The 25637-nt window shown below is 54.7% G+C and carries 21 protein-coding genes and 2 pseudogenes; 18 read left to right on the forward strand and 5 right to left on the reverse strand.

The genetic code is table 11. From position 1 onward, the window contains the following. The first annotated feature begins 14 nt into the window (after positions 1-14). From G3N99_RS01330 to G3N99_RS01355, 6 genes are all read left to right on the forward strand, one after another. On the forward strand, positions 15-914 hold the full coding sequence (locus tag G3N99_RS01330) for an SDR family oxidoreductase (protein ID WP_174985449.1): 900 nt from the start codon (positions 15-17) through the stop codon (positions 912-914). Positions 915-1161: 247 nt separating this feature from the next. Beyond that, the gene (locus G3N99_RS01335; protein WP_206121415.1) at positions 1162-1935 is read left to right on the forward strand and encodes an SDR family oxidoreductase; all 774 of its coding nucleotides are present in this window, start codon (positions 1162-1164) and stop codon (positions 1933-1935) included. Positions 1936-2020: 85 nt separating this feature from the next. Next, complete coding sequence (locus tag G3N99_RS01340) at positions 2021-2338, forward strand: hypothetical protein (RefSeq protein ID WP_206121416.1); 318 nt, start codon at positions 2021-2023, stop codon at positions 2336-2338. A gap of 97 nt (positions 2339-2435) precedes the next feature. Continuing rightward, a complete protein-coding gene (locus G3N99_RS01345; RefSeq protein WP_206121417.1) occupies positions 2436-3812 on the forward strand; it encodes an aldehyde dehydrogenase family protein in 1377 nt (458 codons plus the stop codon). Between the two features lie 296 nt (positions 3813-4108). Next, positions 4109-5314 (forward strand): low temperature requirement protein A, encoded by a 1206-nt coding sequence (locus tag G3N99_RS01350; RefSeq protein WP_206121418.1) that lies wholly within the window; start codon positions 4109-4111, stop codon positions 5312-5314. Between the two features lie 27 nt (positions 5315-5341). Then, positions 5342-5893, forward strand: a complete 552-nt coding sequence (locus G3N99_RS01355; protein WP_206121431.1) for a DUF924 family protein — start codon at positions 5342-5344, stop codon at positions 5891-5893. Positions 5894-6055: 162 nt separating this feature from the next. On the opposite strand, the gene G3N99_RS01360 is transcribed toward G3N99_RS01355, so the two are convergent. Next, on the reverse strand, positions 6056-7726 hold the full coding sequence (locus G3N99_RS01360; RefSeq protein WP_206121419.1) for a GMC family oxidoreductase N-terminal domain-containing protein: 1671 nt from the start codon (positions 7724-7726) through the stop codon (positions 6056-6058). A gap of 358 nt (positions 7727-8084) precedes the next feature. On the opposite strand from G3N99_RS01360, the gene G3N99_RS41685 reads away from it, so the two are divergent. From G3N99_RS41685 to G3N99_RS01375, 3 genes are all read left to right on the forward strand, one after another. After that, on the forward strand, positions 8085-8228 hold the full coding sequence (locus tag G3N99_RS41685; protein WP_241011400.1) for a hypothetical protein: 144 nt from the start codon (positions 8085-8087) through the stop codon (positions 8226-8228). An 818-nt stretch (positions 8229-9046) separates the two neighbouring features. Continuing rightward, positions 9047-9367: a hypothetical protein gene (locus G3N99_RS01370; protein ID WP_206121420.1), complete on the forward strand. Its 321-nt coding sequence runs from the start codon at positions 9047-9049 to the stop codon at positions 9365-9367. Next, entirely contained in the window at positions 9334-9654 is a 321-nt protein-coding gene (locus G3N99_RS01375; RefSeq protein WP_206121421.1) for an aldehyde dehydrogenase family protein, read from the forward strand. Before G3N99_RS01370 ends, G3N99_RS01375 begins: the two co-directional genes overlap by 34 nt. A 1170-nt stretch (positions 9655-10824) precedes the next feature. Here G3N99_RS01375 and G3N99_RS01385 read toward each other — a convergent pair. Continuing rightward, positions 10825-11442 (reverse strand): TetR/AcrR family transcriptional regulator, encoded by a 618-nt coding sequence (locus G3N99_RS01385; RefSeq protein WP_206121432.1) that lies wholly within the window; start codon positions 11440-11442, stop codon positions 10825-10827. A 285-nt stretch (positions 11443-11727) separates the two neighbouring features. Here G3N99_RS01385 and G3N99_RS01390 point away from each other — a divergent pair, with 285 nt between their 5' ends. From G3N99_RS01390 to G3N99_RS01410, 5 genes are all read left to right on the forward strand, one after another. Beyond that, a complete protein-coding gene (locus G3N99_RS01390) occupies positions 11728-12531 on the forward strand; it encodes an SDR family oxidoreductase (RefSeq protein ID WP_206121423.1) in 804 nt (267 codons plus the stop codon). Positions 12532-12565: 34 nt separating this feature from the next. Beyond that, on the forward strand, positions 12566-13687 hold the full coding sequence (locus G3N99_RS01395; protein WP_206121424.1) for a DUF5938 domain-containing protein: 1122 nt from the start codon (positions 12566-12568) through the stop codon (positions 13685-13687). 27 nt (positions 13688-13714) lie between these two features. Beyond that, positions 13715-15256 (forward strand): AMP-binding protein, encoded by a 1542-nt coding sequence (locus G3N99_RS01400; RefSeq protein WP_206121425.1) that lies wholly within the window; start codon positions 13715-13717, stop codon positions 15254-15256. A 77-nt stretch (positions 15257-15333) separates the two neighbouring features. Further along, entirely contained in the window at positions 15334-16209 is an 876-nt protein-coding gene (locus G3N99_RS01405) for a transporter (protein WP_174985469.1), read from the forward strand. A 19-nt stretch (positions 16210-16228) separates the two neighbouring features. Next, a complete protein-coding gene (locus G3N99_RS01410; RefSeq protein ID WP_206121426.1) occupies positions 16229-17416 on the forward strand; it encodes a lipid-transfer protein in 1188 nt (395 codons plus the stop codon). A 407-nt stretch (positions 17417-17823) separates the two neighbouring features. On the opposite strand, the gene G3N99_RS01415 is transcribed toward G3N99_RS01410, so the two are convergent. Beyond that, positions 17824-18420 (reverse strand): response regulator transcription factor, encoded by a 597-nt coding sequence (locus tag G3N99_RS01415; RefSeq protein WP_241011401.1) that lies wholly within the window; start codon positions 18418-18420, stop codon positions 17824-17826. Between the two features lie 439 nt (positions 18421-18859). On the opposite strand from G3N99_RS01415, the gene G3N99_RS01420 reads away from it, so the two are divergent. From G3N99_RS01420 to G3N99_RS01430, 3 genes and pseudogenes are all read left to right on the forward strand, one after another. Further along, positions 18860-19183, forward strand: coding sequence for a flagellar transcriptional regulator FlhD (locus tag G3N99_RS01420; protein ID WP_174985475.1), 324 nt, complete (start codon positions 18860-18862; stop codon positions 19181-19183). Continuing rightward, positions 19180-19722: a FlhC family transcriptional regulator gene (locus tag G3N99_RS01425; protein ID WP_307873421.1), complete on the forward strand. Its 543-nt coding sequence runs from the start codon at positions 19180-19182 to the stop codon at positions 19720-19722. Before G3N99_RS01420 ends, G3N99_RS01425 begins: the two co-directional genes overlap by 4 nt. Before the next feature lie 116 nt (positions 19723-19838). After that, a pseudogene (locus G3N99_RS01430) lies at positions 19839-20945 on the forward strand (IS3 family transposase). Positions 20946-21099: 154 nt separating this feature from the next. Here the strand turns inward: G3N99_RS01430 and G3N99_RS01435 are convergent. Next, positions 21100-22638: an IS3 family transposase gene (locus tag G3N99_RS01435; protein WP_089497930.1), complete on the reverse strand. Its 1539-nt coding sequence runs from the start codon at positions 22636-22638 to the stop codon at positions 21100-21102. 82 nt (positions 22639-22720) lie between these two features. Next, positions 22721-23242, reverse strand: a pseudogene (locus G3N99_RS01440) (ATP-binding protein); the annotation flags it as partial. Positions 23243-24038: 796 nt separating this feature from the next. On the opposite strand from G3N99_RS01440, the gene G3N99_RS01445 reads away from it, so the two are divergent. Next, the gene (locus G3N99_RS01445; protein ID WP_206121427.1) at positions 24039-25634 is read left to right on the forward strand and encodes a DUF2957 domain-containing protein; all 1596 of its coding nucleotides are present in this window, start codon (positions 24039-24041) and stop codon (positions 25632-25634) included. Positions 25635-25637: the final 3 nt, after the last annotated feature.

The raw sequence follows: 25637 nt of genomic DNA on the forward strand, positions 1-25637 counted from the left end.
CAAGGAACATCATCATGAGCAAGACTATACTGATTACTGGGGCATCCAGCGGATTCGGCCGTCTGGCAGCTGAGGCGCTAGCGCGGGCGGGACATACAGTCTACGCGTCGATGCGCGATACAAAGGGTCGCAATGCCCCTGTTGTTGAGCAAATGGCGACGTACTCAAAAGAGCATGATGTCGATCTGCGGACGGTTGAGGTCGATGTCCAGTCACAAGATTCTGTCGATGCTGGGGTTGCGCAGGTCGTCGGTGAGGTCGGCCAACTCGATGTTTTGGTGCACAACGCAGGCCATATGGTGTTCGGACCAGCGGAAGCATTCACACCCGAGCAATACGCTCACTTGTATGACGTCAATGTGCTGAGCACGCAACGTGTAAATCGCGCGGTACTCCCGCATATGCGGAAAGTGGGAGAAGGCCTGCTGATATGGGTATCGAGCAGCAGCTCGGCAGGGGGCACGCCTCCATATCTGGCGCCGTACTTTGCCGCAAAGGCCGCGATGGACTCTATTGCGGTGCAGTATGCACGCGAACTGTCCCGTTGGGGCATCGAGACGTCAATCGTAGTACCTGGTGCGTTCACCGGCGGCACGAACCATTTTGCCCACGCAGGGGCACCGGCGGATGACGCTCGCGCCGCAGAATATGACGCCGGTCCATATCCCGGTTTCGGCGACCAGGTACTGAAAGCATTCGCAGAAATCGTACCGGCAGACGCCGATGTTGGGGAAGTGGCGCAAGCCATTGTCGATATCGTCGGCATGCCCTTCGGGAAGAGGCCTTTCCGGGTGCATATCGATCCGACTCAAGACGGAGCAGCCGTCGGGTTCGCCGTCCTCGATCGTGTCCGTGCCGAGATGCTGCATCGCGTCGGGCTCTCTGATCTTTTAAAGCCTCGCGCCAAGGAGTGAGCCGGCATATTTGCCGAAGCAAGGGGGCTCGGTGATATAGGGTGGATCGAGTTGGTCGCGCTGAGCTCCTATTGCAAGTAAACGTGGTAGTTAAATGCGAGCGCTAGATTGGCGTCAAAGAGCGAAAGCATTACGGAAACTTTCCGAAGCTCATGCAGGATATTTCTAGCTAGGAGTTTGGAACCACTGGGCGTGAATTTCTAAATCTGACGAACGCGTTGCGCGTTTGTCGACTCTGGAGAACGAAATGGCGAACCACGAAATCAAAGGTAAGACAGTATTGATTGCCGGAGGCGCGAAGAACCTTGGCGGGCTAATAGCGCGTGATCTGGCAAAACATGGTGCGAAGGCAGTTGCGATTCACTACAACAGCGCGAGCTCCAAGGCGGAGGCCGACAAGACTGTTGCCGACATCAAGGCCGCCGGTGCAAAGGCGGTTGCATTTCAGGCGGATCTGACGAGCGCCAGTGCAATGGAGAATCTGTTCGCCGATGCTGTCGCTACCGTCGGCCGCCCTGATATCGCGATCAATACTGTAGGTAAGGTTCTCAAGAAGCCGTTCACTGAAATCAGTGAAGCGGAGTATGACCAGATGAGTGCAGTCAACGCGAAGTCCTCGTTCTTTTTCTTGCGTGAAGCGGGTAAGCACGTAAATGACAATGGCAAGATTGTCACGCTAGTCACAGCACTGCTCGGGGCGTATACCCCGTTTTACGCTGCATATGCGGGGACGAAGGCTCCGGTTGAGCATTACACGCGTGCAGCTTCAAAGGAATACGGCGAACGAGGGATTTCGGTCAATGCTGTCGGCCCGGGCCCGATGGATACGCCTTTCTTCTATCCGGAGGAGGGTGCTGACGCGGTAGCGTATCACAAGACGGCGGCTGCGCTCTCGAAGTTCTCGAAAACCGGGCTCACGGATATCGAGGATGTGGTGCCGTTCATTCGCCATCTCGTCTCCGACGGCTGGTGGATCACCGGCCAAACGATCCTAATCAACGGCGGGTATACGACCAAGTAACTCGGGATCGTCCACGACGCGTCCGGTATGGGCGGCGTTTGGCCCACGCCGGATGTGTGACGATCCTCCGACTAGGAATGGCAATATGGACACCAGCACACTGTCTCATCCCGTTGTCAGGAAAGCAATCGAAGCCTTGCAACAAGGCGACAGAGCCGGATGGCAGGCGCTGTTCGCCGAAGGCGCTGAAATGTATGACGATGGCAGTCCCCGTGATTTGTCTGCGTTCAATCGAGAAGCGATTGGTTCGGAGCGGTTTACGAAAATTGATCGGGTCGAGAATGACGGTCTCGAGGTCTTCGGGCGATTTCACTCGGATAAATGGGGTGATTTCAATACGTACTTCAAGTTTTCGATCGACGCAGAGGGTCTGGTTTCTCGCCTCGACATCGGGCAAGCCTGAGCAGACGAACGCAGGCAATCCCGCAATTTATGTGGTTACGTTACACACCGTAGTCCGGCGCACGTGACGTTAGCTTCAACTTCAAGAGATTACGATCATGTCGAATCCATACCAGGCGGTGCTCGACGCGCAGCGTGCGCGTTTTGATTCGGACGTTACCAAGACCTACGAATGGCGCATTCAGCAGCTCGATCAGATGGAGCGAATGCTGCGGGAGAATCAAGACGAGTTGTGTGAGGCTCTTTACCAGGATTTTGGCAAGCCACCGTTCGAGCAGCTCTTCGAGATCTCCGTGCCAACTGGTGTGATTCAGTACTACCGCAATCATTTGCGCGAACTGATGGCGCCTCAGAAGGTCGCGATTCCATCCGCATTGGAGGGCGATGGAAACGAAGGGATGGTCTACAAGGAACCGTACGGTGTGACGCTGGTCATTGGGCCGTTCAATGCGCCGATTCTGCTGCTTCTAGATCCGGCTATCGCGGCACTTGCCGCTGGCAACACGGTCGTCTTGAAGCCGGCCAACACGACACCGGCTACGGCCGCGCTGCTCAGCAAACTGGTGCCGTCATACTTCGGATCCGAAGACGTTGCAGTTGTGACGGGCGGGAGGCAGGAAATTAGCGCGTTGCTAGAACTTCCGTTTGACTTCATCTTCTTCACCGGAAGCTCCGCGGTGGGGAAGGTCGTGATGCGCGCAGCCGCCGAACATCTAACTCCTGTCCTGCTCGAGCTTGGTGGGCAGAATCCATGCATTATTGACGAAACCGCGAACCTCGACATCGCCGCCGACCGAGTTGCATGGGGACACAATGCAATTTCGGGGCAATGGTGTATCGCGCCGGGCTATGTCTATGTGCACGAATCGGTGGCAGACGCCTTTCTCACGCGCCTCAAGGCGTCGATCCGGAGAATGTACGGGGACGATCCGCAGCGAAGTCCTGATTTCGCGCGGATGATTAGCGAACATGACGCGGAACGCGTCGCATCTTACATTCTCGCAGATAAAGTTGTGCACGGCGGGCGTTTTGACGTCGCCGCCCGTTACGTCGAACCTACATTGCTGTATCCATCAACGTGGGACGATCCAGCCATGCAACAGGAGGTTTTTGGTCCGGTGTTGCCCGTGCTGCCTTACAGCAACCTTCGGGAAATCGTGGGTATTATTAAACGCAAGCCTAAACCGCTAGCCTGCTACATTTTCAGTAAAACACAAAAAAATATCGACTACGTACTCAATGCGCTCTCGTTTGGTGGCGGTTGCGTAAATCAGACTAACCTACATTGCTGGATCGATAGTTTGCCATTTGGCGGCGTTGGTAACAGTGGAATGGGAAAATACTATGGTAAAGCTGGATTCGACGCTCTTAGCAATACAAAGGCTATGCTGATTGGAAATCCCGATTCGGTGCTCGACGTATTTCCGCCATACAAAGGAAAGGACATCGGAAAGATGCTCAGTGTATTTGCCTGATAAGGGGGCGCGATGCATACAGTTTGGACAATTTTCGCTGGAATTTTGCTGTTGATAGTATTTTTGTTGTTTGGTCGACTTTGGGGGGCACATGTCGCAGAACTTAGCGTTGCGGCGCTAGTTTTTATACCATCCTGGGCTGTGTTGTCGCTGGCCAATCTTTGGGTAGGAGTGCATCGAGCCGGTTATGGTGTCCGCGAAGAATTGCCAGTACTTGCGATTGTGTTTAGTATTCCAGCCGCGATTGCTGTGGCTATAGCTTTGCTATTCCTACGAAAGTGAATGGGTGATGCGCTATGAGTATTCAATCTAGCGGGCATCCGCTCATGCGCAAACGTAACGGGCAACACGCGCGCGTTACGTACGAGGAATTATTCTTCGATCTAGTGTACGTGTTTGCCGTAACGCAGTTGAGTCATTCACTACTGCATCACCTCACGCTCACGGGCGCGCTCCAGACGCTTATTCTATGGTTTTCGGTCTGGCTTGGCTGGCAGTATACTTGTTGGGTGACAAATTGGTTTGATCCCGAGCGCCCGGCAATTCGCCGCCTGATCTTTGCCACGATGCTGGGCGGTCTGATAATGGCAGCCGCAATTCCGGATGCATTCGGCACGCGCGGTCTTCTGTTTGCTGGTGCATACACGTCGATGCAAGTAGGCAGAACCGCGTTTATCGTGATTCGTCTGGAGCGAGACCATGCGTTGTCAGCAAACTATCAGCGAATGCTCGGTTGGGTTTCCATATCCGCCGTGCTTTGGTTGGCTGGTGGGTTGGCGGAACGCGAGACACGGACAATTCTATGGCTTGCTGCTGTGTTGTGTGAGTATGTGTCACCGATGTTTGGTTTCGCTCTGCCGATCCTCGGACGTTCTCATACACGCGACTGGACCATTGAGGGCGGGCATCTGGCGGAACGTTGCCAGTTGTTCGTCATCGTCGCGCTAGGGGAGGCGGTACTAGCGACGGGTGCTTCCCTGAGCGGAGAGTCGATGTGGAAAATTGAAACGCTCTCCGCTTTCCTCAGCACTTTCGTTGGCGCACTTGCTATGTGGTGGCTCTATTTCGGTACTTCGAGCAAAGACGCGAGCGCTGCGATTGCCCATTCCAACGACCCCGGGAGAATGGGGGCCTATTTTCATTATGTGCATGCGATTCTTGTCGCCGGGATAATCGTCACGGCAGTCGGAAATGACCTTGTGTTGACGTATCCCGATACGCGATCTAAGTTTGCTTATACAATTGCTCTGGTGGCAGGTCCCGCGATTTACATACTTGGCAGTGCCATTTACAAGCGAATTGTTTACGGTGTCATACCCCGTTCGCACATTGCATCTGCGATAGCTCTTGGCGGTTTGGCAATCTGTTTCGGTGACCTGGGAACGCTGGAAATGGGGTGGGCTACAACCGTTGTTCTATTGGTTGCGTCGTGGTGGGAAACGCGGGTTGGTCGCCAACAATATGCTTCTCAAGATGGTTCGAACTTGCTGGAGCATGATTGAACCCAAAGTTTTGAAAAATCAAATATGATGTACTCCTCGGAAGTGCTTTCAATATTGGATGTAATTTCCTTCTGGAGAGAGGCCGGTCCGTCATTATGGTTTGCAAAAGATGCGTCTTTTGATAATCGCTTTAGACAACGTTTTGTCGATGCTCATTATGCCGCTGCCCGACGCGAACTCGATGACTGGCAAAGTAATGCGTATGGATTATTGGCGCTGATAATACTGACTGACCAGTTTCCCCGTAATGCTTTTCGTGGAACTGCGCATATGTATGCGACCGATGGTCTTGCGCGACATTTCGCGACGCTTGCGTACGTCCGTGACCAAATGGCGGCGGTGGAGAAACCGCTCCGCCTGTTCTTTTGTCTACCATTCGCGCATTCAGAAGAAATTTCTGATCAGCGCATATCTGTAAAGCTTAATGAAAGACTGGGGCAGCCATGGTATTCGCACGCATTGGGGCATTTTGATATTATCGAACGGTTCGGTCGTTTCCCGCACAGGAATCCGCTTTTAGGGCGCCAGACTACGCCCGAAGAGGCAAAATATCTGGCGGACGGTGGGTTTTCAGGTTGAGATGGGTCTTGAAAACCGGCCACGTATGCCATTTGATATGAGCGCTTGATAAAGCATTCTGAAGTTGCACCATTGCCAGGATTGTCGGGTGGCCAACTCTGTTCCGTCTCGATTTGAGTGCAGGGGACAGGGCAGCCACGCACGGGATCCCTGTCCGACTTTCTACATCATTGCCTTGACTCGAGTTTGCGTTTTTGACTTGGGTACGACTTTCCTCGTTATGAAGTCCGCCGCGCGTTCGGCCATCATCATGATCAACGCATTGGTCGGCCCGCGGATGATGCGGGGAATCGCCGATCCATCGACCACGCGCAGCCCACTCACTCCGCGCACCCGCATCTGTGTGTCGACGACGGCCGCTGCATCGCCGTCAGCGCCCATACGGCACGTGCCAACCGGGTGATGAAGGGTTATCGCGATACGGCGAATGAATGCGTCGACGTCCGCATCGCTTTGCACCTGTGCGCCAGGCGCAATCTCTTCGCCGATGAACGGGCGCAGCCCGGCCTGGGCGCCGATTTCCCGCATGCGCCGGAACATCTCCCGCGCAGCGGTGCGATCCTTCTCGGTCGTGAGGAAGTTCTGTTCGATCCGTGCATGCTCGGCCGGATCGGCCGACTTCAACGTCACGCGCCCGCGGCTTTCCGGCGTGAGGAATATACCTTTGATCGCGAACGAGTCGGAGTAGGCTCGCTTGAACGGCTCGAAGTATGGCGCCGCGTTCATCGCGCCGGCAGCGAGAATCAGCTGAACGTCGGGTAGCGAAAGATGAGGCTGACTTCGAACCAGGCCGAGTGCGGCGGCGGGAATCTTGCTTGAGAAACCGTTGCCGCCTAAAAGCGTGCGCGCGACGTCGAACACAATCCGATCGGCCCGCATCATTCGGTGGAGCGGGCCGGGTTCCTTGCGGCTCCAGCGTAGGTCGAACACGATGTGGTCATGGAGATTGGCCCCCACACCGGGCAGTTCGATTTGCGTTCGGATGCCGTGCGCGCGCAGGTTGTCGGTAGCGCCGATGCCGGATAGCATCAGGAGTTGCGGTGAGTTGATCACGCCGCCGCAGAGGACAACTTCGCGGCGCGCATCGGCGCAGTAGTTAGCTCCACCACGGCTGTACTCGATTGCGGTGGCGCGGGGTGTGCCCCTATCAGTGCCTAGAACGATCCGCTTAGCCAGTGCGCCTGTAACGAGTGTGACGTTGCCGCGCTCAAGCGCCGGGCGGAGGTATGCAACTGCGGCACTGCATCGGAGGCCATTGCGGATGGTGGCCTGCATTGGTCCGAAGCCTTCGACCGATTCGCCGTTGTAATCATCGTTTTCCGAGTAGCCGCACGCATGCGTCGCCTTAAGGAAGCCACCGATCAATGGGTCGCGATAATCAAGTCGGATCACGGTAAGAGGGCCGCGACCGCCGCGCAAAGCAGATTCCCCACCTTCCCAGGATTCCGAGCGCTTAAAGTACGGCAGCACCACATCGTACGACCAGTCCGTCAGACCGAATTCGCTAACCCAACCTTCGTAGTCCTCGCGCGCGCCGCGTGCATACGCCATGCCGTTGATTGACGACGAACCACCCACTACCTTGCCGCGCGCGCATTCGATGCGACGGCCGTCCATTCCCGGTTCTGGCTCCGTACAGTATCCCCAATCGTAGAGCCGATTCTTCAAGATCTGGCCCCATGTGAGCGGTACCTTGATGTACGGTGATCGATCCTGCTCGCCGGCCTCGATCACAAGGATGCGGACGTTCGGGTCCTCACCGAGTCGGTAGGCCAACGCACAGCCAGCTGAGCCTGCGCCGACGATCACATAGTCATACGTATCGGTCTTCATCGCCGCTCCTCGGGCTTCCACGGAACCGACCGATCAGTTTGTACTCGCAGCTCAGGATTTCTGCGAACGGAGAAAGTCTCTTTCGAATGAACCACGATGCCTCCAAGACGGGCCCACACTCTGGCCACTAGGTTGGTTCCTTCGATTGTGCGCAACCTAAACTATATCTTCAAATAGGAAATGGAGTGGGGTTTGATAGTTCGTTAAGTATGGGAGATGTCCTTATGCGCAGCCGCGATCCGTCCCTTACGTTTCAAAGACTCGAGGATTTTTGCACGTTCGTAGAGTTTGGGAGCGTCCCCCAAGCGGCGGTCAGCTCTGAGTGGCGCAACCTTTCGTCACTGCGCATATACGGAGTATGGAGAGGCGTCTCGGTTATGCGGTCTTGAAGTGCGCCGGGCGCAATATCGCGCTCACCGAAGCCGGTGAACACACTTACCGTTGGGCGATCGAGGTAATCAAGCGCACCCGCGAAGTCGATCGCGAACTCGTCGCTTTGTGAGGGCGAAATTGGGAATGTGCGGTTGCCACGTCGATGTCCATCGGGTCCTATGAACTGCCGCCATTGATCGCGAATTTTCATCGTCGACAGCGGCGCGGCCTTGTGAGAGACCAAATTATGACGCCTTAGGCCACAGCCAATGCGACACGGGTGGCCACGTGCGATTTTGCGGTAATTCAGGACCCTGATGGTCTGACAGCGCTGCCGCTATGGCGTGACGAACTCATACTCGTGACAGGCGCTCCGAGCTCGAGGGCTGGACAGAAGGCAGAGACGCTTGACTTCCGTCGGATCCCATTCGTCAGTACACCACGCAATCAGCGCGGCGCGAGTTGGAAGAGGCACTGATGCGCGAGCACGATTTGGAAAAACGCAATGCCGTAACGGAGCTCTGGCCCCGGGAACCAATGAAATGCGCTGTCAGACCAAACCTTGGTGTGAGCTTCGTGTTCGAATCTGCAGTGCGCTCAGACGTTAGTCGCTGCGAGTTAGTAGTCCTTACTCATACCGATATCTCCATGAGGGTGCCAATTTATCTGGTTCATCGCGAAGATAAGCGCTTTGCGGCCTTTCAGACCGAACTGGTCCAGCTCATCCTCGACTTAGCCTGGCCCAATACTGTTCGTAATTCATCAGATCACAAGAAATTGAGTATCTAAATAGTCGGATATGGATAATAGACGGTGTTCGACTCGATCCTACGATTGCAAGATGTTTGCGCAAAACGCCACACGTGTCTGACCGCCGAGTGTAAGCATCGATGGATGCCGGAACGTGATTGCGTAAGCCTTCGTCACACTAGAATCAGGTCCTTCATCATGCATACTCTTCACAACCATTCCGGTAGCCGCGCGCCGTTAGTAGACGATGCCGGCCATCTCCAAGAGGCGACGGGCCCTGCGCTCGTCGACTCTCTAGTTTGTGCGAACCGCATCCTGTTCGACCTGAGCATCGTCGATGCCTTCGGCTACGTCAGCGTCAGTCATGACAAGGATCCGCAATGCCACCTATTGGCGCGCGACATGGCGCCGGGCACCGTTTGCATCGACTACACCATCGAATTCACGCTGAGCGGGCCGCAACCGCGCTCGTACCCGGCGACACCATGCTGGCGAAGCCGCCCGAAACGTCGCCACTGACCGTGCTCGTGCTTGGTGAGGTCGCGCGTGACACATTCCCGGCCTGCGTGTTCAACATCGTCAACGGCATGGGAGCGGAGGTCGGCGATACACTGGTGCGCCATCCGAACGTGAAGCAGCTTGCGCTGATCGGGGCCGTGCCGACGGAGCTAGTGATCCCAGCGCAGTGCGGCAGAAGTCAGGGGCAAGCACGTGACGCTCGAGCTAGGGGCAAGAACCCGATGATCGTGTTTCCGGATCCGGACGCAGCGGCGGAGAGTGCAGTGTGCGGGACGAATTTGTCTTGACAGGGCCGTCGCGTGAATCCAATTCGCGGCTGCTGTTGCTCGACTACATTTACGACGACGTACTCGCGCGTGTCGTCGAGCGCGTGGCCCCGATTCGCGCCGGTGATCCGATGTCACCCGACACGAGTATGGGTCCGATCAATTCGCGCAAGAGATACGACCACGTGATGAGCTTTCTCGAGTCGGCGCAGACGCACGGTGCGCGGCTGATGACGGGCGGTTCGTCAACCGCAGCAACACGCACATCCTTGGCGTGGCATGGGGCGGCCTCAAGAACAGCGGTGTCGACTGGGAAGAGGGCGCGAGGAAATGTACCGTAATGTCGAGAAGAAAGTCGTCAACGTGGTGGCGTGATGGACTTGACTTACCGCCAGCCGAATCTAACGTCGAGGCCGTCGCTAAATGGTGGAAGTGATTCGCGCGGCACCATCGGGGAATACTCGTGAAAAAGGGTGTTCGCGACGTTCTTCTTCTGCCTGCTGGCCAATGCGATCGCGCCGGTCGCAGGCTCAAAACTATCGCTAAGAAACCCGATTCGTCGCATTGATCGGCGAGGGCGGTCAGAACATTCCTCCCCACTGCATGCTAGAACCTTTGTGGGCTCGTGGCGCGGCATCGATGTGACGCGCCTCGGCCAGTAGGTGAAAAGGCGAGAAATAGACTCTACGACTCGATCGACATCGACCATTAGTTCACGAGAAAACTCTTCGCGACGGGCTACCGCAAGACATAGCGCCAAATGATTTTGGAATTCCGCAACGGACTAGAATGTTAAAGAAAGCGCTCTTGTGAGCGTTTGGCGAACTATAGAGGTCAATTTCAAATTGCGCTCGTGGCTTGGTGGAGATCAAGAGTAATGCAACAATTGGCGAGATCGATTGACGTGTCGTTACGTTCCAATAGTTCTTGGCCTCCTTCTCACGCGCTTCTTTCAGATTGGCAAGTCAGTTCGATTCATCACTTCGCCAAAATATCATGCGACCCGATGCCGCCGACGCGAGTCGAGTTAAACCGAAACGCGTGCAACAACTGTGGATATTTCCGAGGTCACGTATCTCACAAGAAGTGCAAAATTGCCGAGAGTACTCGGAGGTATCAACAACGAAATTTCGTCGCTGCGATTATTAGAAATCTGCTTATTAATCGTTTATAACTCGATCTCGGCAGATACTATCCAAGCTTCGGCAACAGGACTCGGACCTCCTCAATTAAGTCTCGGACGGCATTCGGATCATCCGACACGTGCCGGAGTAAGTGCTTCTGGAATAATCCGTCGAGCAGTGCATACGCGGCGCTTGACGAAATTGAGACCGTTTTCCCGCCAAGTTCCGCATAACGTGTGATTACGCGCCACACCATGTCTTCGAGGCTCTTGTCAATCTCAGTAACAACGTCCCGAAATGAGGTCTCGAACAGCGCCTGAGCCCTCAGGTCATACCAAAGGCTATGCATTTGCGGCTCATTACGAATTGTCTCTTCAAGCTTACAGAGGAAGCCTTGCATCAATTCGTCCTGCGACTGCGCGGCTTCCACCACCGCATCATAGCGTGTCGCGCACTGTGCTTTGAAATGACGAATGCTACATCGGATGAGATCTAGCTTGTCTTCAAAATAGTAGTGCAGTACCGCGTGGGTGTACTCAGACTTTTGTGCGATCTCGCGCAAACTCGTTTTCGCATACCCCAGCTCCGACAGAGTTTGTAGCGCGACTTCCGCGAGTTCCACGCGGCGTGCCTCGTACTTATCGATCGGGTCACGCCTCGATCTGGCAGAACGTTGTTTCGCCATCACGCGTCCAGTCTCAGCCTGCCTCATCATCCTTTCGTTGCCTCGCATCAATCACAACAATCACATCGCATGTGCCCAAACTCGCATGCGCCGTATGAGACCTAGGCCACAGTGTGCAAAGCGAAGATGTGCATGTCAAGAAAAAGCGGACGCCTGTAAAAAAAATTCTTGACATTCGCACAAAGAAATCTAACCATTTGGTAAAAATAAACTTTCCAGTTGGTTAGGCGTTGTGGAGGCGAGCCGGCGACCCCGTCCGGAAATCTTTGGAGCGTGGAGGGAGACATGACAAATGGAAGGCTTCACGGGCGTAAAGCTCTAGTGACTGGTGGCGCGCGCGGCATTGGTGCGGGTGTGGCGCAGGCACTTGCACAAGAAGGCGCGGATGTACTTCTTGGTGATGTGTTAGTTGATGTTGCAACGCAAACTGCGCGCGGTATCGCACAGACAGGCACACGTGTGGGCGCGGTGGCACTTGACGTTACCGACGATGAGCAGTGGGCACTTGCTGTCAATGCGATGGTTAGTGAGTTGGGAGGGTTCGATATCCTGATTAACAACGCTGGTATCGAGATCACATCGCTCATCTCCGACCTTCGGGCTGAAGATTTGCGTCGGATGTGCGATATCAACATTGTCGGAGTCGGGCTCGGGCTGAAGCATGCATTTGGGGCAATGCGCCCCGGCGGAGCCGCCGGACACGGTGGTGCAATCGTCAATGTGTCATCAGTCGCCGCGACGATCGCATATCCCGCAATTGCGGGATATTCCGCCACAAAGTCTGCGGTGGATCGGATGACTCGGGTAGCTGCAATGGAGGCAGGCAAGCTCGGTTACGGAATTCGAGTGAACTGCGTATATCCCGGCCTTACCCCAACCGAGATGGGGATGAAGCTCGCGTCGGACATCGTCTCGAATGGCCTCGCCCCAGACGTCGGCAGCGCAGTGTCGGCGGTCGTTGAGCAAACGCCCCTCGGGCGTCTTGCGACGGTTGAGGAGATCGCCGATTCGATCGTATTTCTATGTTCCGATCATGCCCGTTTCATAACCGGTATCGGTATGCCGATAGACGGCGGCATGGGTATGTGAATCGGCAAGCGATGATTACATTAATGGGGGAGTCATGAGCAACAAGAAGCCCGTAGTCGTCTATGGAGTGTCGGGGTATACCGGCCGTCTGGTCTGCGAATATTTGCGCGAATACAACATACCGTTCATTGCCGCTGGGCGGGATAAGGCGAGAGTCCAGGAGGTGGTCGAAAGGATTCCAGGTATCGAAACTGCAAGCTATGACGTCGTAGGTGTCGAGCACAATATCGAAGCGCTTACAGAACTGTTCAGCGGTGCACGCTTTGTAAGCAACATGGTGGGCCCTTTCATCAAATACGGATCGGAAGTGGTCCAGGCGTGCCTTGCCGCCGGTTGCCATTATTCAGATACCACCGGAGAACAAGATTGGGTAATGCTCGCGAAAGAACGCTGGGGTGAAGCATTTGCGCTGAAAAAATTGCTGCTCGCACCGGGCATCGCACACATGTATACAACGGGCGAGATTGCTGCGCAACTTTGCCTTGAGGTACCTGGGCTCGATACGCTGGACATACTCACGCTGTTCAGTGGATTTCCAACCACGGCATCGGTCGCCACCATCTTCACAATCCTAAAAGCCAAGTGGCACTATCTCGAACAGAACGAATACAAGGAATGGCCTCTCTCAACGAAATTTGATGTGGTGATTCCCGGGCAACACGGTTTGGGTCTAGCGTTACCTTGGGGAGGGACGTGCCATCCGGTCTGGTTCAAAGACGATCCCCGAGTGGCAAATGTAAAGGTCGCGGCAGGAGTATTTGCCCGCGAAGTGATGGAAGGGGTCATCGCTACGGTGAAACTCTATGAAGAGCAGATCAAGACACTGCCGCTGGAGCAACAGGAAGAGGCGCTCGGCAAGGTAGCGGCATCGGTACAGAGCGGTATGCCGCCGCGCGAGAATCCTCGCGTCAATCGCTCAATTGATTCAGTTTATGCGTCCGGCCCACTGGGGCGTGCTCACTGCGTAATTCACGGAAACAGCAACTACAAGCAGACAGGACTGTTGCAGGCCTATGCGGCAATGTCATTACTACAAACGTCACCGAAGAAAATTGGTTTCGCGTCCGGGTGCCAGGCATTTGGTCATCGCGAGTTGCTCGGGCAGTTGCGCAGTTTTGGTTTAGTGATGAAACCTGTTCTGACTATTGAAGACTGACGCACCGCACTTATCGGGAGGATCGTCATGCGTTTGACCCGTTATCTCGACAAGGGGGCGTCGCTCGGCACCGATCAACCTTGCCTTGTCACCGAGGACGAGACGCTCACATATGTCCAGGTGCAGCGTCTGACTTATCGAGTCGCACGCGCGTTTGTACGCGACGATGTCGCTGCTGGTGATAACGTTGCCATCCTGTCTGGCAATGATCCGGTTGCGTTTTCGTGCGTATTCGGTGTGGCTCGTGCAGGCTGTGTCTGGTGTCCAATCAATCCCCGCAATGAAGTTGCCGAGAATGGATTTGTACTCGCAAGCTTCGAATGCCGTGCGCTTCTGTTTCACAGCAAGTATGCGGTGATGGTCGAGAAAATGCTGCCATATCTGCCAGCACTACGGTTAGTGATCTGCCTCGACGCAGCGCTACCATTCGCGCGGAGTCTCCATGACTGGCTCGGCGATCTGCCCGACACACCCTTCGAGCGAGAACCTGTAGACGACGTCGTGATGTTGCCTGGTACGGGTGGTACAACAGGAGTACCAAAAGGTGTCATGTTATCCGAGCGCAACTTAGAAACGATGACGGCACTGACTTTGATGAGTTACCCGTTCGACGGCCGGCCGGTCTATCTTGCCTTCGCGCCACTTACGCATGCCGCTGGCGTATTGTGCTTTCCGATTATGACACTTGGCGGTCGAATCGTCGTAATGCGGCATCCGGACGTCGGCGAGTTTCTCGCTGCGATTGAACGCGAAAGGGTTACGCATACCTTCCTACCGCCGACAGTGATCTACACGCTGCTTGATCATCCCAAATTGCCGTCAACGTGCATCGATTCGTTGCAGTGTTTCTGGTATGGGGCCGCGCCCATATCTGTCGATCGTCTCTTAGAAGCTCTTGAACGGATCGGCCCAATGGCTCAGTTGTTTGGCCAGACGGAGGCGCCAATGATGATATCAACTTTCCCGCCTGAGGAGCACTATAACGCCGACGGCACAGTCGCCCTTGAGCGACTGGGGTCGGCAGGGCGGCCAACACCACTCGTCGAGGTGGGAATCATGGACTACCGAGGCCGACTGCTACCAATAGGGGAGAAAGGCGAAATTGTTGTACGAGGGTCATTGGTAATGAAGGGTTATTACCGAAACCCCGAAGCAACAAAGGAAGTATCGGCTTTCGGTTGGCACCACACCGGCGACGTAGGTTATCTTGACGCAAACAACTACTTATTCATCGTCGATCGTGCGAAGGACATGATTATCACGGGAGGTTTTAACGTCTACTCCATTGAAGTCGAGCAGGCGCTGCTTGCTCATTCGGACGTTCGTGATTGTGCGGTGATCGGAGTGCCGGACGAAAAATGGGGTGAGCGAGTAGTTGCAGTTGTCCAGCCACGTGACGGTAAGCAGATTGACGCAGAAGCGTTGAAAAATTTCGTAAAAAAGAGAATTGGAAGCGTCAAGACGCCGAAACAGATCGAGATTTGGGACGATCTCCCGCGGTCAAAGGTCGGCAAGATTTCTAAGCCAGACGTGAAAGTGAAGCTTAAAAACGAGTCAACGCCGGGATAGAAAAGCAGCTCCAATAGATTCATGAATTATAGTTCACGAGTCGACCATTTCGGATCACTTATTAAATGGAGTGAGACATGAAGGTGAAGTTGACGCCGTCAACTCTGGCCGTATGTTCTCTGTTGGCGTTCTCGAAGGCCGCATCGGCAATTGACATCTTTCCGGCCGATTACACGGTACTGCCGCCTGGAACCACACTTGCGCTTGGCTACATCGGCTATACACCAAGCAGCAATTTTCGGCTTGATGGAGTTGGCAGAGTACCGGACTCTAGTCTTGACCAAACCGTCGGTATCGCTCGGGTGCTGCACTACACCCAGATCGGCGGGGTTCCTGTGGCGTTCCAGGCATTTCTTCCATTCGCGAAGCTGACCGACGTGAAAGTTGGCGGCAGCCCGCTGCCGACCAACAACGGGCTCGGTGACCTCACATTTGGCGCAACTGCGTTCCTTGTTAACCGTCAGGATCCTCAGTACGGAACAACCGTTGGGTTCACTGCATATTTTTCCGTACCGACCGGGAAATATGATTACGGCCGAGTTGGAGCCGGTGCTGGAACAGTTGTGTTCACACCGCAGCTTGGCGTTATCCAAGGATTGGGGCGGAACCTCTTCCTCGATGTGGCCGTCGACGTTGCTGCTCAACCAGGGCACGACAATAGCGGTTACCGCATTTCGGTGCGACCGTCAATCGAATTGCAGTCCTACCTGCGATACCAGTTCACCCCGGCAACATCAGTATCGGTCGGTTACGCGGGTAATTTCGGTGGAAAGCAGTATGTGAACGACGCCTACACAGGACAAAAGACTAGCACAAGTCAATTGAGACTGTTTGCGAGTCACATGCTGACGCCGACGTGGCAAGTTGCCGGCATGCTCGGCAAGGCAATCTCAACAGAGGGCGGCTTTAAGAACAGTTACAGTGTGCAGCTGCGTGTGATGAAAATCTTCTAAGCTCGAAAAGGAGTACGACATGAATCGTCGCGTGAATGTCATTGGGGTTGGTATGGTACCGTTCATGAAGCCGGGTGCAAGCCTACAGTATCATCAGATGGCTACGACAGCCGCGCGGCTGGCACTCGACGACGCAAGAATCTCGTACGAGGAGATCGAGCAAGTCTACGCCGGTTACGTCTACGGTGATTCGACCTGCGGCCAGCGTGCGGTCTACGATATTGGTATGACGGGCATACCGGTCATCAATGTCAACAACAATTGTTCAACGGGCTCTACCGCGCTATGGCTTGCAAAGCAGGCGATCGAAAGCGGTGCTGCCGAATGTGTAATGGCGGTCGGATTCGAGCAAATGGAAAAGGGCGCGTTGACGACAAAGTTTAATGACCGCGATTCGCCCCTTGAGCGCCATCTCGCGGTTGCAGATTCAATTCAAGGCGGGACATCTGCTCCGCTCGCCGTGCGAATGTTTGGGGGCGCAGGAAAGGAGTATATCGAGCGCTACGATGTCCATAGAGAGACGTTTGGGATGATCTCGGTAAAGGCACGCAAGCACGGAGCCCGCAACCCTTATGCCTTGTTCCGTGAACCACTCGACTTAGACCAGGTAATGAACTCCGGTGCGATCTTCGATCCTCTCACGCGGTTCCAATGTTGCCCACCGACCTGTGGTGCCGCTTGCGCGGTGCTATGCTCGGACGAATTCACGAAGCGTCATGGGCATCCGCGCACTGTTTATATTGCGGGGCAAGCAATGACCACGGATTACCCGAGTAGCTTCGAGCCGGCATCAATGATTCGGATGGTCGGGTTTGACATGTCAGCCGCTGCGGCTAGACAGGTTTATGAACAAGCCGGAGTCGGGCCAGAGGAGCTTGACGTCGTTGAACTGCACGATTGCTTCACAAGTAATGAGCTGATCAGCTATGAGGCGCTGGGACTTTGTCCCGAGGGCGGTGCTGAGCAGTTTATTCGTGATGGCGACAACACATACGGCGGCAAGGTCGTTACCAATCCATCAGGCGGACTGTTGTCGAAAGGGCATCCGCTCGGTGCAACTGGACTGGCGCAGTGTGCGGAACTAGTCTGGCAATTGCGGGGGGAGGCGAACGGTCGGCAAGTCGAGGGCGCGCGTTTGGCGTTAGCTCACAACATCGGACTGGGTGGTGCGTGCGTCGTGACTATGTATCGTCGAGACGTAGGCTGACCAGATATCTTGGTAGGGTGCGCCGCTCGTATACACATGCCCGCTAGCCAAACAATGCCAATTTGACCGCGGAAGATGCCTATCGAGCGTTATGCATGGTGCCGCTAGAACCTTGCTGCATTCGTTCGCTATTGACTCACTAGTGAGGCTATCCGTGAGCGCTAGGCATGGTCGATAGCGTCTCAAATGTCATAGCGATCGCCAGTAAATTGAATTCCATGTGGTCCGTATCTCAAAGACACACGACCTAGGACAGTAAGGCGTTTCTGCTCAGTACTTTAATCGCGTTGTGTCGGTCGAGTGAGTTTAAATCCGTGATTAAAGTGGCTAAATAAATATCATTATCAAAATCTCAGCGGACTAGTTCGCAAGTGCGGCATTCAGCGTTCCTCGTGGAAGAAGCGAACTCATATCAGGCCTGCTAATCGCCCTACGGTCGCCGCTTGTGTGCGATTTCTTACTTTCAGTGCTTTGAAAATCGCGGTAATGTGCGTCTTGACCGTTTTTTCAGATATCCCGAGCGTTCTAGAGATTACCTTCGTAGGCATTCCATCACCAAGACATCTTAGTATATCAAGTTGGCGCGGCGTTAATTGGGAGACCTGGGAGAACAAAGGCGCCGCACGCTTTAGTAGCAGCGGAGGTACATAGAGCTCACCGGTGAGGACCATCTTTACGGCAGAGAGTAGCGTATGTGTATCGGCAGATGTCGGCACATAACCAAAAGCTCCTTGCGCAAACGCAGCACGAACATCTTCGGGTTTCTCAGAGGGCGACAGTACGATTATGCGGATATCTTCCCGCGAATGCGTAATAGACGACAAAGAATTCAAGTCATTGATTCCATTTCGTTGTATATCGAATATTACAGTATCAAGATCTCCGTCCGATTTTAGGGTCGTCGCTGCTTCATCAACATCATGCGCGTGACGGACAATCACCTTGTCATTGTCCTGACGCAGCAGGGCGGTGATTCCGTCTCGCAAAATTGGATGGTCACTCATGATCAGTATCTTCATAAAATTCAAATATCTCGCAGATTAATTCTTAAAAAATTGCCACGTTTATGCGACCTTTTATGATAGTCCTAAGACCTTTGGACGATCTACGTCGCCCTATTGGTCTGATTTACAACTGAATCACCATCATCAACACTGGTTTTGCGGAGGGTCATATGAATCGTAGTACTAATTGTAAGATTGGTGGATTTTTTAAAGTTTAAGAAATTGAAAATTTATATCTTCGAATCATTTTAACATTGACTATACGACAAAATTCATGTGGTCGCAGCATTATGGTGGTGCGGATATTTTTTATGTTACGAACTGGTATCGAATTCATTGATTGATGAAGGCGGAATTGAATAATATTTGTTGTTAATTGCCGAGATAAAAGGCTGGCCTTATTAGATTGATTCGGCTCAACTTGCAATCAAGGTTTATTATGAACATTCTTGACGAACACGATGCTATAAGAGATCTGAATATTTCTTACCTATGGTTGGCCCAAAAATTACTGAAATCAGACCGTGCGATGGCGATGTTTCGACTCGGTGTGACGCCGGAGATTGCCAGCGTAATCGAGGAGCTTCCCATAAAACGAATGATGAATTTGGCCTCCGCGGGGCAGCTCGTGTGTGTGTTGCGTTTGAATCGATGTGGAACGTTTTTGGCGCTCTCGAAATCACATGCGTCTGCCGAGATCGCCCACTTACATGCTGCAGCGGCACTCGCAAGTTCTGAACCACACGTTCAGGATGCTACGTGAATAGCGACTCAAATTCGGATGGCCTGGTCCATGGCGCGCAAGATATTCTAGACGCCGTGGCAATGATTCGTTTGGGTGCTCGTCCGCAAATGCTAGAGATCGAGCTAGCAATGCCACGCGATCGACTTTTGAGGTTATATCGCGAGGTTAGAGGAGTGTCCCCACCAAAAGGCTTGCTTCCGTTTTCAAGCGATTGGTACTTGACTTGGATTGCGAATATTCATGCGTCACTGTTTTATACTATCTATAGTTTTTTACGATTCAAAGCCAAGTGTTCTAGGGTAGATGCTCTGGTGAAGGCATACAGCCTGTACAGTGAACGGTGCTATGTTGCAGGGTGTTGTACCTCTCTCGACATGACAAGGGCTTGGTTGCTTATTCGCTTTGTCGAAAATGGAGATCTATCGTGTACGAAGTGTATTGAGTGCGGTGCGAAGTTCATCGCTTACCGTCATGACACTCGTCGCAAACGGGTCTGTGTGTCGTGTCGACCGCCAGCACGCGCTGGAAAACGTACTAGTGGAAGTCGAAAGCGGTAGTTGAACTTGAATAGAAACGTAGAAATAAAGATGGTCGACAAGATTCTCGGCGACGTCTCCCCCGATTTGAGTAGCGCGACGATTTAGAGTCCAATCAAGTAGTCAGGAGATTGGACATGAGGAAGCGGTTCGCCGAAGAGCAGATCATTGGCTTCCTGCGGGAGGCGGAGACGGGGATCCCGATCAAGGAGCTGTGCCGCAGGCACGGCTTCTCGGAAGCCAGCTACTACCTGTGGCGCAGCAAGTTCGGCGGCATGAGCGTGTCCGACGCGAAGCGCCTGAAGGAGCTGGAGGTCGAGAACGCCCGGCTGAAGAAGCTGCTGGCCGAATCACTGCTGGAAGACGAGGTCACGCGCGAGGCGTTGCGAGAAAGGTGGTTAGCGCCCCTTCACGCCGAGAGGTGGTGCGCCATATGACGCAGCGAGACCTGAGTGCACGCCGGGCCTTGCAGGTTATCGGCATGAGCGCCAGCGCCTACCCTCATCAGCCCGCTCCGGATCACAATGTGTCGTTGCGCGCTGAGATTGTGGCACTGGCTCAGCGGCATCGCCGTTACGGCGCGGGGATGATTTATCTGAAGCTGCGGCAGTCGGGCCAGAGGGTGAATCACAAGCGGGTCGAGCGGCTGTATGCAGAAGAGAAATTGCAGGTGCGCCGAAAGGTGCCGGCCTCGGACCGTCAACCACTGTGGAGGCCGTCAGCGGCCAACCAAGTCTGGTCGATGGATTTGTGTTTGACCGAACTGCGGAAGGCCGCGTGATCAAAGTTTGACCGTGGTCGACGAAGCAACGCATGAGGCTGTGGCCATTGTGCCGGAGCGTGCAATCAGCGGGCATGGGCTAACGCGCATTGTGGATCGCGTGGCCGTGCATCGCGGTTTGCCGCAGGCGATTCGGACCGGTAACGGCGCGGAGTTTTGTAGTCGGGCGATGCTGACCTGGTTGCATCAGCGGGGCGTGAAGTTGTTTCTGATCGAGCCGGGCAAGCCGAACCAAAATGCCTACATTGAATCGTTTAACGAGCGCTTCCGGGACGAATGCTTGAACGAACACTGGTTCACCAGCCTGTCGCACGCCAAGGTCGTGATCGAGGATTGGCGTCGGGAATATAACGAGGAGCGGCCGAAGAAATCGCTGGGCGGATTAACGCCCACATCCTACGCCCGGAAACTGGCGGAGAAAGCGTTGAATTCCCGCCCGGACTCTAAAGCCCAGTGCTACTGAAGACGGGGGGCGTCGTCGGCACGACAGACCTGTGAGACCAGGTCCGCAAGACAATGACCACGCTAAAGCGACTCCCTACATTGTCACTTCGAGTGGGTGTCAACCTCGGACGTAATTTCCCCAGAAGGGGGTGCGGCTAAAATCTTGGACTGGTTTATGCCGCGAGTCCGAGGCTCTCCCGGTATTCGAGCGGGCTCAGTGAGCCAAGCGAGATCTTAATCCGCTTGGCGTTGTACCAGCGGATGTAAGAGTCGACCGCTTCGATGAACTGTTCGATGCTTGTAGCCTGCCAGCCCCGGGGATAGAACAGCTCCGTTTTCAGCCGGCCGAAGAAACCTTCGCATGCCGCATTGTCGGGCGAGCAACCTTTGCGCGACATCGAGCGAATCAGCTTGGCATCGTGCATCCGTGAGAGCCACCCGGGCCAGCGATAGTGCGCACCGCGATCGGAGTGGACCATTGGACGGTGTTTGCCGTCGGCCACCGTCTCGATCGCTGCGTCGAGCATGGTATTCACAAGATCGGCGTCCGGACGCGTGCCGATCGACCAACTGACAACGAGCCCATCGAAGCAGTCGATCACGGGCGATAGATACACCTTGCCGGCTGGAATCTGAAATTCCGTAATGTCGGTGAGCCACTTTTTATTCGGCGCTGCCGCCCGGAAATCACGATTGATGAGGTTCTCTGGCGCGGGGCCTATTTCTCCTTGATAGGAGCCGTAGCGACGCCGGCGGGAACTGCCAGCGGCCAAGCCTTCTTGCCTCATCAAACGTCGCACGACTTTCTCCGATATGAAGACCTGCTGCTTACCGAGTGCCGCGCGTATCCGGCGATAGCCGTAGCAACGGTAATTGAGTTCGAAGATGTTTGTGATGACGCGACGCATGCCAGCATACTTGTCAGCGACAAGCAGTCGTGCGCGATGATAAAAGTAGGAACTGCGGGCAAGACCCAATACGGCGAGCAGCTCTGGCAGTGCATAGATTCGTCTCAGGGCATCAACCAGCGTCGTCTTCTCCCGATTGCTCAGGAGCCGCGGGTCGATGCCCAGACCTTTTTTTAACAGTTCATTGGCCTTCTTCAGGATGTCGTGTTCGAGTTGCAACTGTCGTATGTCGCGTCGAAGCGATTCCAGTTGCTGCTCCAGTTCTGCCCGCTCAGGGGCCGATGCCAGATTCTTATGGCGTTTCATGGATGCCGGAGCCTCACGACCGAGTAGCTTATTTTTCCAGTTGTATAGCGTCGGCCTGCTCACGCCTATCTTTTCCGCGATCACGCGTGCACCTTCGTCTCTGGTGCACAGCTCAATGACCGCTGCCTGCCTCAACGCTGGGGACGACAGCACATTCGGAGCATTGCTGACAAGACGTTTCCGAATATCAGGGCGCAGCTCGTGGACCCACGCGGCCAGCACTGCGCGACACGGATACCTCAGTGCTCTCGTGGTCGCGGCAAAATTGCAGCCATGACTCAAATAATGCTCGACCGCGATCTGCTTCTGTTCGGCGGAGTATCGTGGCCTGGAGCGGCGATAGCCCGCCGGCAAATCGCCAACCTCAATGAACGCACGGTACCATCGTGCCAAGTTCTTCCGCGAGGGATATCCCAACTCGCGAATAGTTGCCGCCGCGCTCCTACCGTACTTGATGTAGAGCCGAACCGCTCGAACCCGGTCTTCGTACGAATACATGAACTACCTCCAAGGTAGTCCAAGATTTTGTCCGCAACCCCGAAGTGTCGAAGTAAAATTCCCCACCCTGTTCGGACGGTGATCAACCGGCGACGTGATCGAATGGATTCCTTCGGGGGCGGCCCGGACGCCGGCGAGCCGGTTCAGCGGGCACGGGGTTCAGGGAAGATGGACGGTTGCGCAGATGGTCCGGCAGCAGATCGGCGTGTTCTCGCAGGCGGTACGATGTGCCTTCGATTTGCACGACGATCGCGTGGTGCAGCAGCCGGTCGAGCAACGCCGCAGCCACCACGCTGTCGCCGAACACGTCGCCCCATTCACCGAAGCTGCGATTAGACGTCAGGATGATCGCGCAGCGCTCGTAGCAGGCGTTGACGATCTGGAAGAACAGATTGCCACCGTTGGAGCCGATGGGCAGGTAGCCGATCTCGTCGACGACGAGCAGGCTGTTACGGGCAAGGAAGCGCACGCGCTGCGCCAGGTTGCCTTCCCGCTCGGCCTTGGCCATCGTGTTGGCGACCTCGGCCAGCGAGCCGAAGTAGACGCTCTTGCCAGCGCGCACGGCTTCCGCGCCCAGCGCAATGGACAGGTGCGATTTGCCTGTAGTGTGCTGAAATATCGCTGACTTCACAACTTCCTGTCTCTAAAGGACTCTCAGAAATCTTAGCTGACGTAATGCCGATTCCTACTGGGCCAACTCCAGTCGCTTCCATCGCATGTGACCGAAGAGATTGCGTCTGCAATGAGCAAAGCTCTTGCCATCGAAACCTTAAGTGCTCGAAGGGGACATAAGGAGGTCGAGATTGACGACGGCACGAGTGCTTCAATATAAACGGGGTTAAATGCAATTCTGTCGATAATCATGATGACATTGGTGTGGGGGCGTTAATTTGAAAATAATACGTTACATTTTTTTTAGAAAATGTATTTTAAAAAATAATACAAATTCTGCCGCTTTGGGTTCCTGAGATAATTCTTATTCTTGGATGGTGGGGTGTGTTTGAAATAACCATTGCCTCGTTACGTGCCTTGCGTCATCCGGCGTTCCGTTGTTTGGAATCTTTCGTCCATTTACATGATCGGGCTGGCAAATCATAGTCGCGTCAACAAGGCCGTCGCATATAAAGAGATCGAATAGCCAAGAGGTTGGGGAAAATATATGGGTGTTCGTTATTAGGCAGAATTGCGAGCCGATTTCCGTCATGCACGGGAAAACGGATGTCTTCTTCGACAGATGGAAAAAGCGCAGGTAGATTTCATACGATCTTAGAAGGGCACCTTCACGACGCGGCTCTCTGGAGTCGGGACGAATGCTGTCTCGCTGAGAGCGTGTGTAGCGGTGATTGTTGGGCTAGGGGCCGTTAGGGGCGAAGGTATTCGCGCCCGATGAGGAGCGAGCAATGATTGTGATACCTGCGTGGAAAAGGCTAGCAGTGATGGGGCTGGTATTGGGACCGTTCATTTCCGCTTGCGGCGGGGGGGATGACCCTGGGCCGATTAACGTGCCGCAGTGCTCAGGCGCCGCATGCGGGCCTAGCGGCGCGGAGACTACGCCACCCGTTTTAACAAAGCTATGTCCGGACGCGCTCGATTACACGACGACGTATACGGGGGGGGCCGGCAGTGGCGAGTACATCAAAGTGAAATTCAACACGACGAATCTCAGCTATCAGATGCAGTTCGTCGACTCGTCGGTACCGACCACGGCAGGACAGATCAACAACACGCGCGCTGGTCTGACGATCAGCGGCGCGTTCCATCACCCGACCAATCTCCCAACACCAGAGCAGAATCGCTGCGCGTTCGTGCTCGACAGTGGTGCAACGAGTGATGGTGCGTACGCGATAACGATAAATCGCTCAGATCCTCCGATGCTGTTCGTCGGTAATGGGATCGTGGGTGGTGGGATTCCAGGTGCCACAATCGCCTTTTCGGGCATCGAACTCGTACCGGGCGTGGTTCTCGGAGCGGTGCCGTCGCGGACGTTTGACTTCTACCCGTTCATCGGGTTTAGCAGCATCGAAACGGATTTCGAGAAGGTGGCCGGCGCGTACAACGAGGTTGGCCTTCATCTTTCGCCGACTGGCACCTCTTTCCAGACCACTGTGCCGCAGGGTTGGCAGCCAGACGTCGTGAACTGGAACCAGACGCTCAATGCGGACGGCTCGTGCACGATTACGCAAGACAGCGACTATTCCTGTCAGACAACCGGAATGCCATGGACGTTGCGCAAGAACGCGGACGGTACGCCAGACAATGTGTTTGTCAGTCACCCGCTAACGGGGATGCCGTATCCGTCGGCAGGACAAGAGCAACCTCTCGTGATTCTTACACCAAGTCAGGCGCACGGAGTGATGATCGTCGGAAAGCTGAACGGTGCGTTGGTGCCAGTTGTCATTCGAGTCGGATTTTCTTATGCGGCAGCTAATAACCCTCTTGCGTCGGTGGCTGATGCGGAGGTGGGCATTTCAATACTTACACCCGCGAGAGCCGTCGAGAGCAACGTGTTGAAAGGCGGATTTATCGGTGCGACGAGCGCCTCGGCATGTGGTGTCGTTACGTCCAATGGGCCGTCGGGGGCACCTGGAAATTCGGGGCCGAGCTTCGACAGAAATAAGTCACATCCAGACCTACCGGGCAAGTACGATGGCACTTTCTTTTTGCCGGCGGCAGGTAACTGTTCGGACGGCACTGCGGTGTCGAGTATCGCGGCAAACTATACGTCGGCGCTCTTCCAAGGCAATTCGGCTGCATTGATCGATCCGCAAACGTCATCAGTGACAGCACAGCTTGGGTTGGACTATGCACAGGTATCGCCTGGGAAAGTCGGAGTTACGGCCAACAGCGACTTCATCGCGAAGGGCGCGAACGGAAACTTGGCGATCTTCAAGAAGGGCGATACGGGCTGGATCGTGACGGCCGGCAACGTCTACGCGATGGTTGTCAACAACAGCCAGGTCAACCCGTTCTTCACGGTCGGCGCGTTCGTCCAGTAACCA

The organism is Burkholderia sp. Ac-20392 (genome assembly GCF_017104585.1).
GTDB classification, from domain to species: domain Bacteria; phylum Pseudomonadota; class Gammaproteobacteria; order Burkholderiales; family Burkholderiaceae; genus Burkholderia; species Burkholderia lata.

Coding starts and splice junctions, on each gene's coding strand:
- G3N99_RS01395 (WP_206121424.1), top strand. CDS start 12,566: ATGAGCAACAAGAAGCCCGTAGTCGTCTATGGAGTGTCGGGGTATACC.
- G3N99_RS01345 (WP_206121417.1), top strand. CDS start 2,436: ATGTCGAATCCATACCAGGCGGTGCTCGACGCGCAGCGTGCGCGTTTT.
- G3N99_RS01405 (WP_174985469.1), top strand. CDS start 15,334: ATGAAGGTGAAGTTGACGCCGTCAACTCTGGCCGTATGTTCTCTGTTG.
- G3N99_RS01370 (WP_206121420.1), top strand. CDS start 9,047: ATGCATACTCTTCACAACCATTCCGGTAGCCGCGCGCCGTTAGTAGAC.
- G3N99_RS01420 (WP_174985475.1), top strand. CDS start 18,860: ATGAACATTCTTGACGAACACGATGCTATAAGAGATCTGAATATTTCT.
- G3N99_RS01435 (WP_089497930.1), bottom strand. CDS start 22,638: ATGTATTCGTACGAAGACCGGGTTCGAGCGGTTCGGCTCTACATCAAG.
- G3N99_RS01350 (WP_206121418.1), top strand. CDS start 4,109: ATGAGTATTCAATCTAGCGGGCATCCGCTCATGCGCAAACGTAACGGG.
- G3N99_RS01340 (WP_206121416.1), top strand. CDS start 2,021: ATGGACACCAGCACACTGTCTCATCCCGTTGTCAGGAAAGCAATCGAA.
- G3N99_RS01335 (WP_206121415.1), top strand. CDS start 1,162: ATGGCGAACCACGAAATCAAAGGTAAGACAGTATTGATTGCCGGAGGC.
- G3N99_RS01355 (WP_206121431.1), top strand. CDS start 5,342: ATGTACTCCTCGGAAGTGCTTTCAATATTGGATGTAATTTCCTTCTGG.
- G3N99_RS01385 (WP_206121432.1), bottom strand. CDS start 11,442: ATGGCGAAACAACGTTCTGCCAGATCGAGGCGTGACCCGATCGATAAG.
- G3N99_RS01390 (WP_206121423.1), top strand. CDS start 11,728: ATGACAAATGGAAGGCTTCACGGGCGTAAAGCTCTAGTGACTGGTGGC.
- G3N99_RS01415 (WP_241011401.1), bottom strand. CDS start 18,420: ATGAGTGACCATCCAATTTTGCGAGACGGAATCACCGCCCTGCTGCGT.
- G3N99_RS01400 (WP_206121425.1), top strand. CDS start 13,715: ATGCGTTTGACCCGTTATCTCGACAAGGGGGCGTCGCTCGGCACCGAT.
- G3N99_RS01330 (WP_174985449.1), top strand. CDS start 15: ATGAGCAAGACTATACTGATTACTGGGGCATCCAGCGGATTCGGCCGT.
- G3N99_RS01445 (WP_206121427.1), top strand. CDS start 24,039: ATGATTGTGATACCTGCGTGGAAAAGGCTAGCAGTGATGGGGCTGGTA.
- G3N99_RS01410 (WP_206121426.1), top strand. CDS start 16,229: ATGAATCGTCGCGTGAATGTCATTGGGGTTGGTATGGTACCGTTCATG.
- G3N99_RS41685 (WP_241011400.1), top strand. CDS start 8,085: ATGGAGAGGCGTCTCGGTTATGCGGTCTTGAAGTGCGCCGGGCGCAAT.
- G3N99_RS01360 (WP_206121419.1), bottom strand. CDS start 7,726: ATGAAGACCGATACGTATGACTATGTGATCGTCGGCGCAGGCTCAGCT.
- G3N99_RS01375 (WP_206121421.1), top strand. CDS start 9,334: ATGCTGGCGAAGCCGCCCGAAACGTCGCCACTGACCGTGCTCGTGCTT.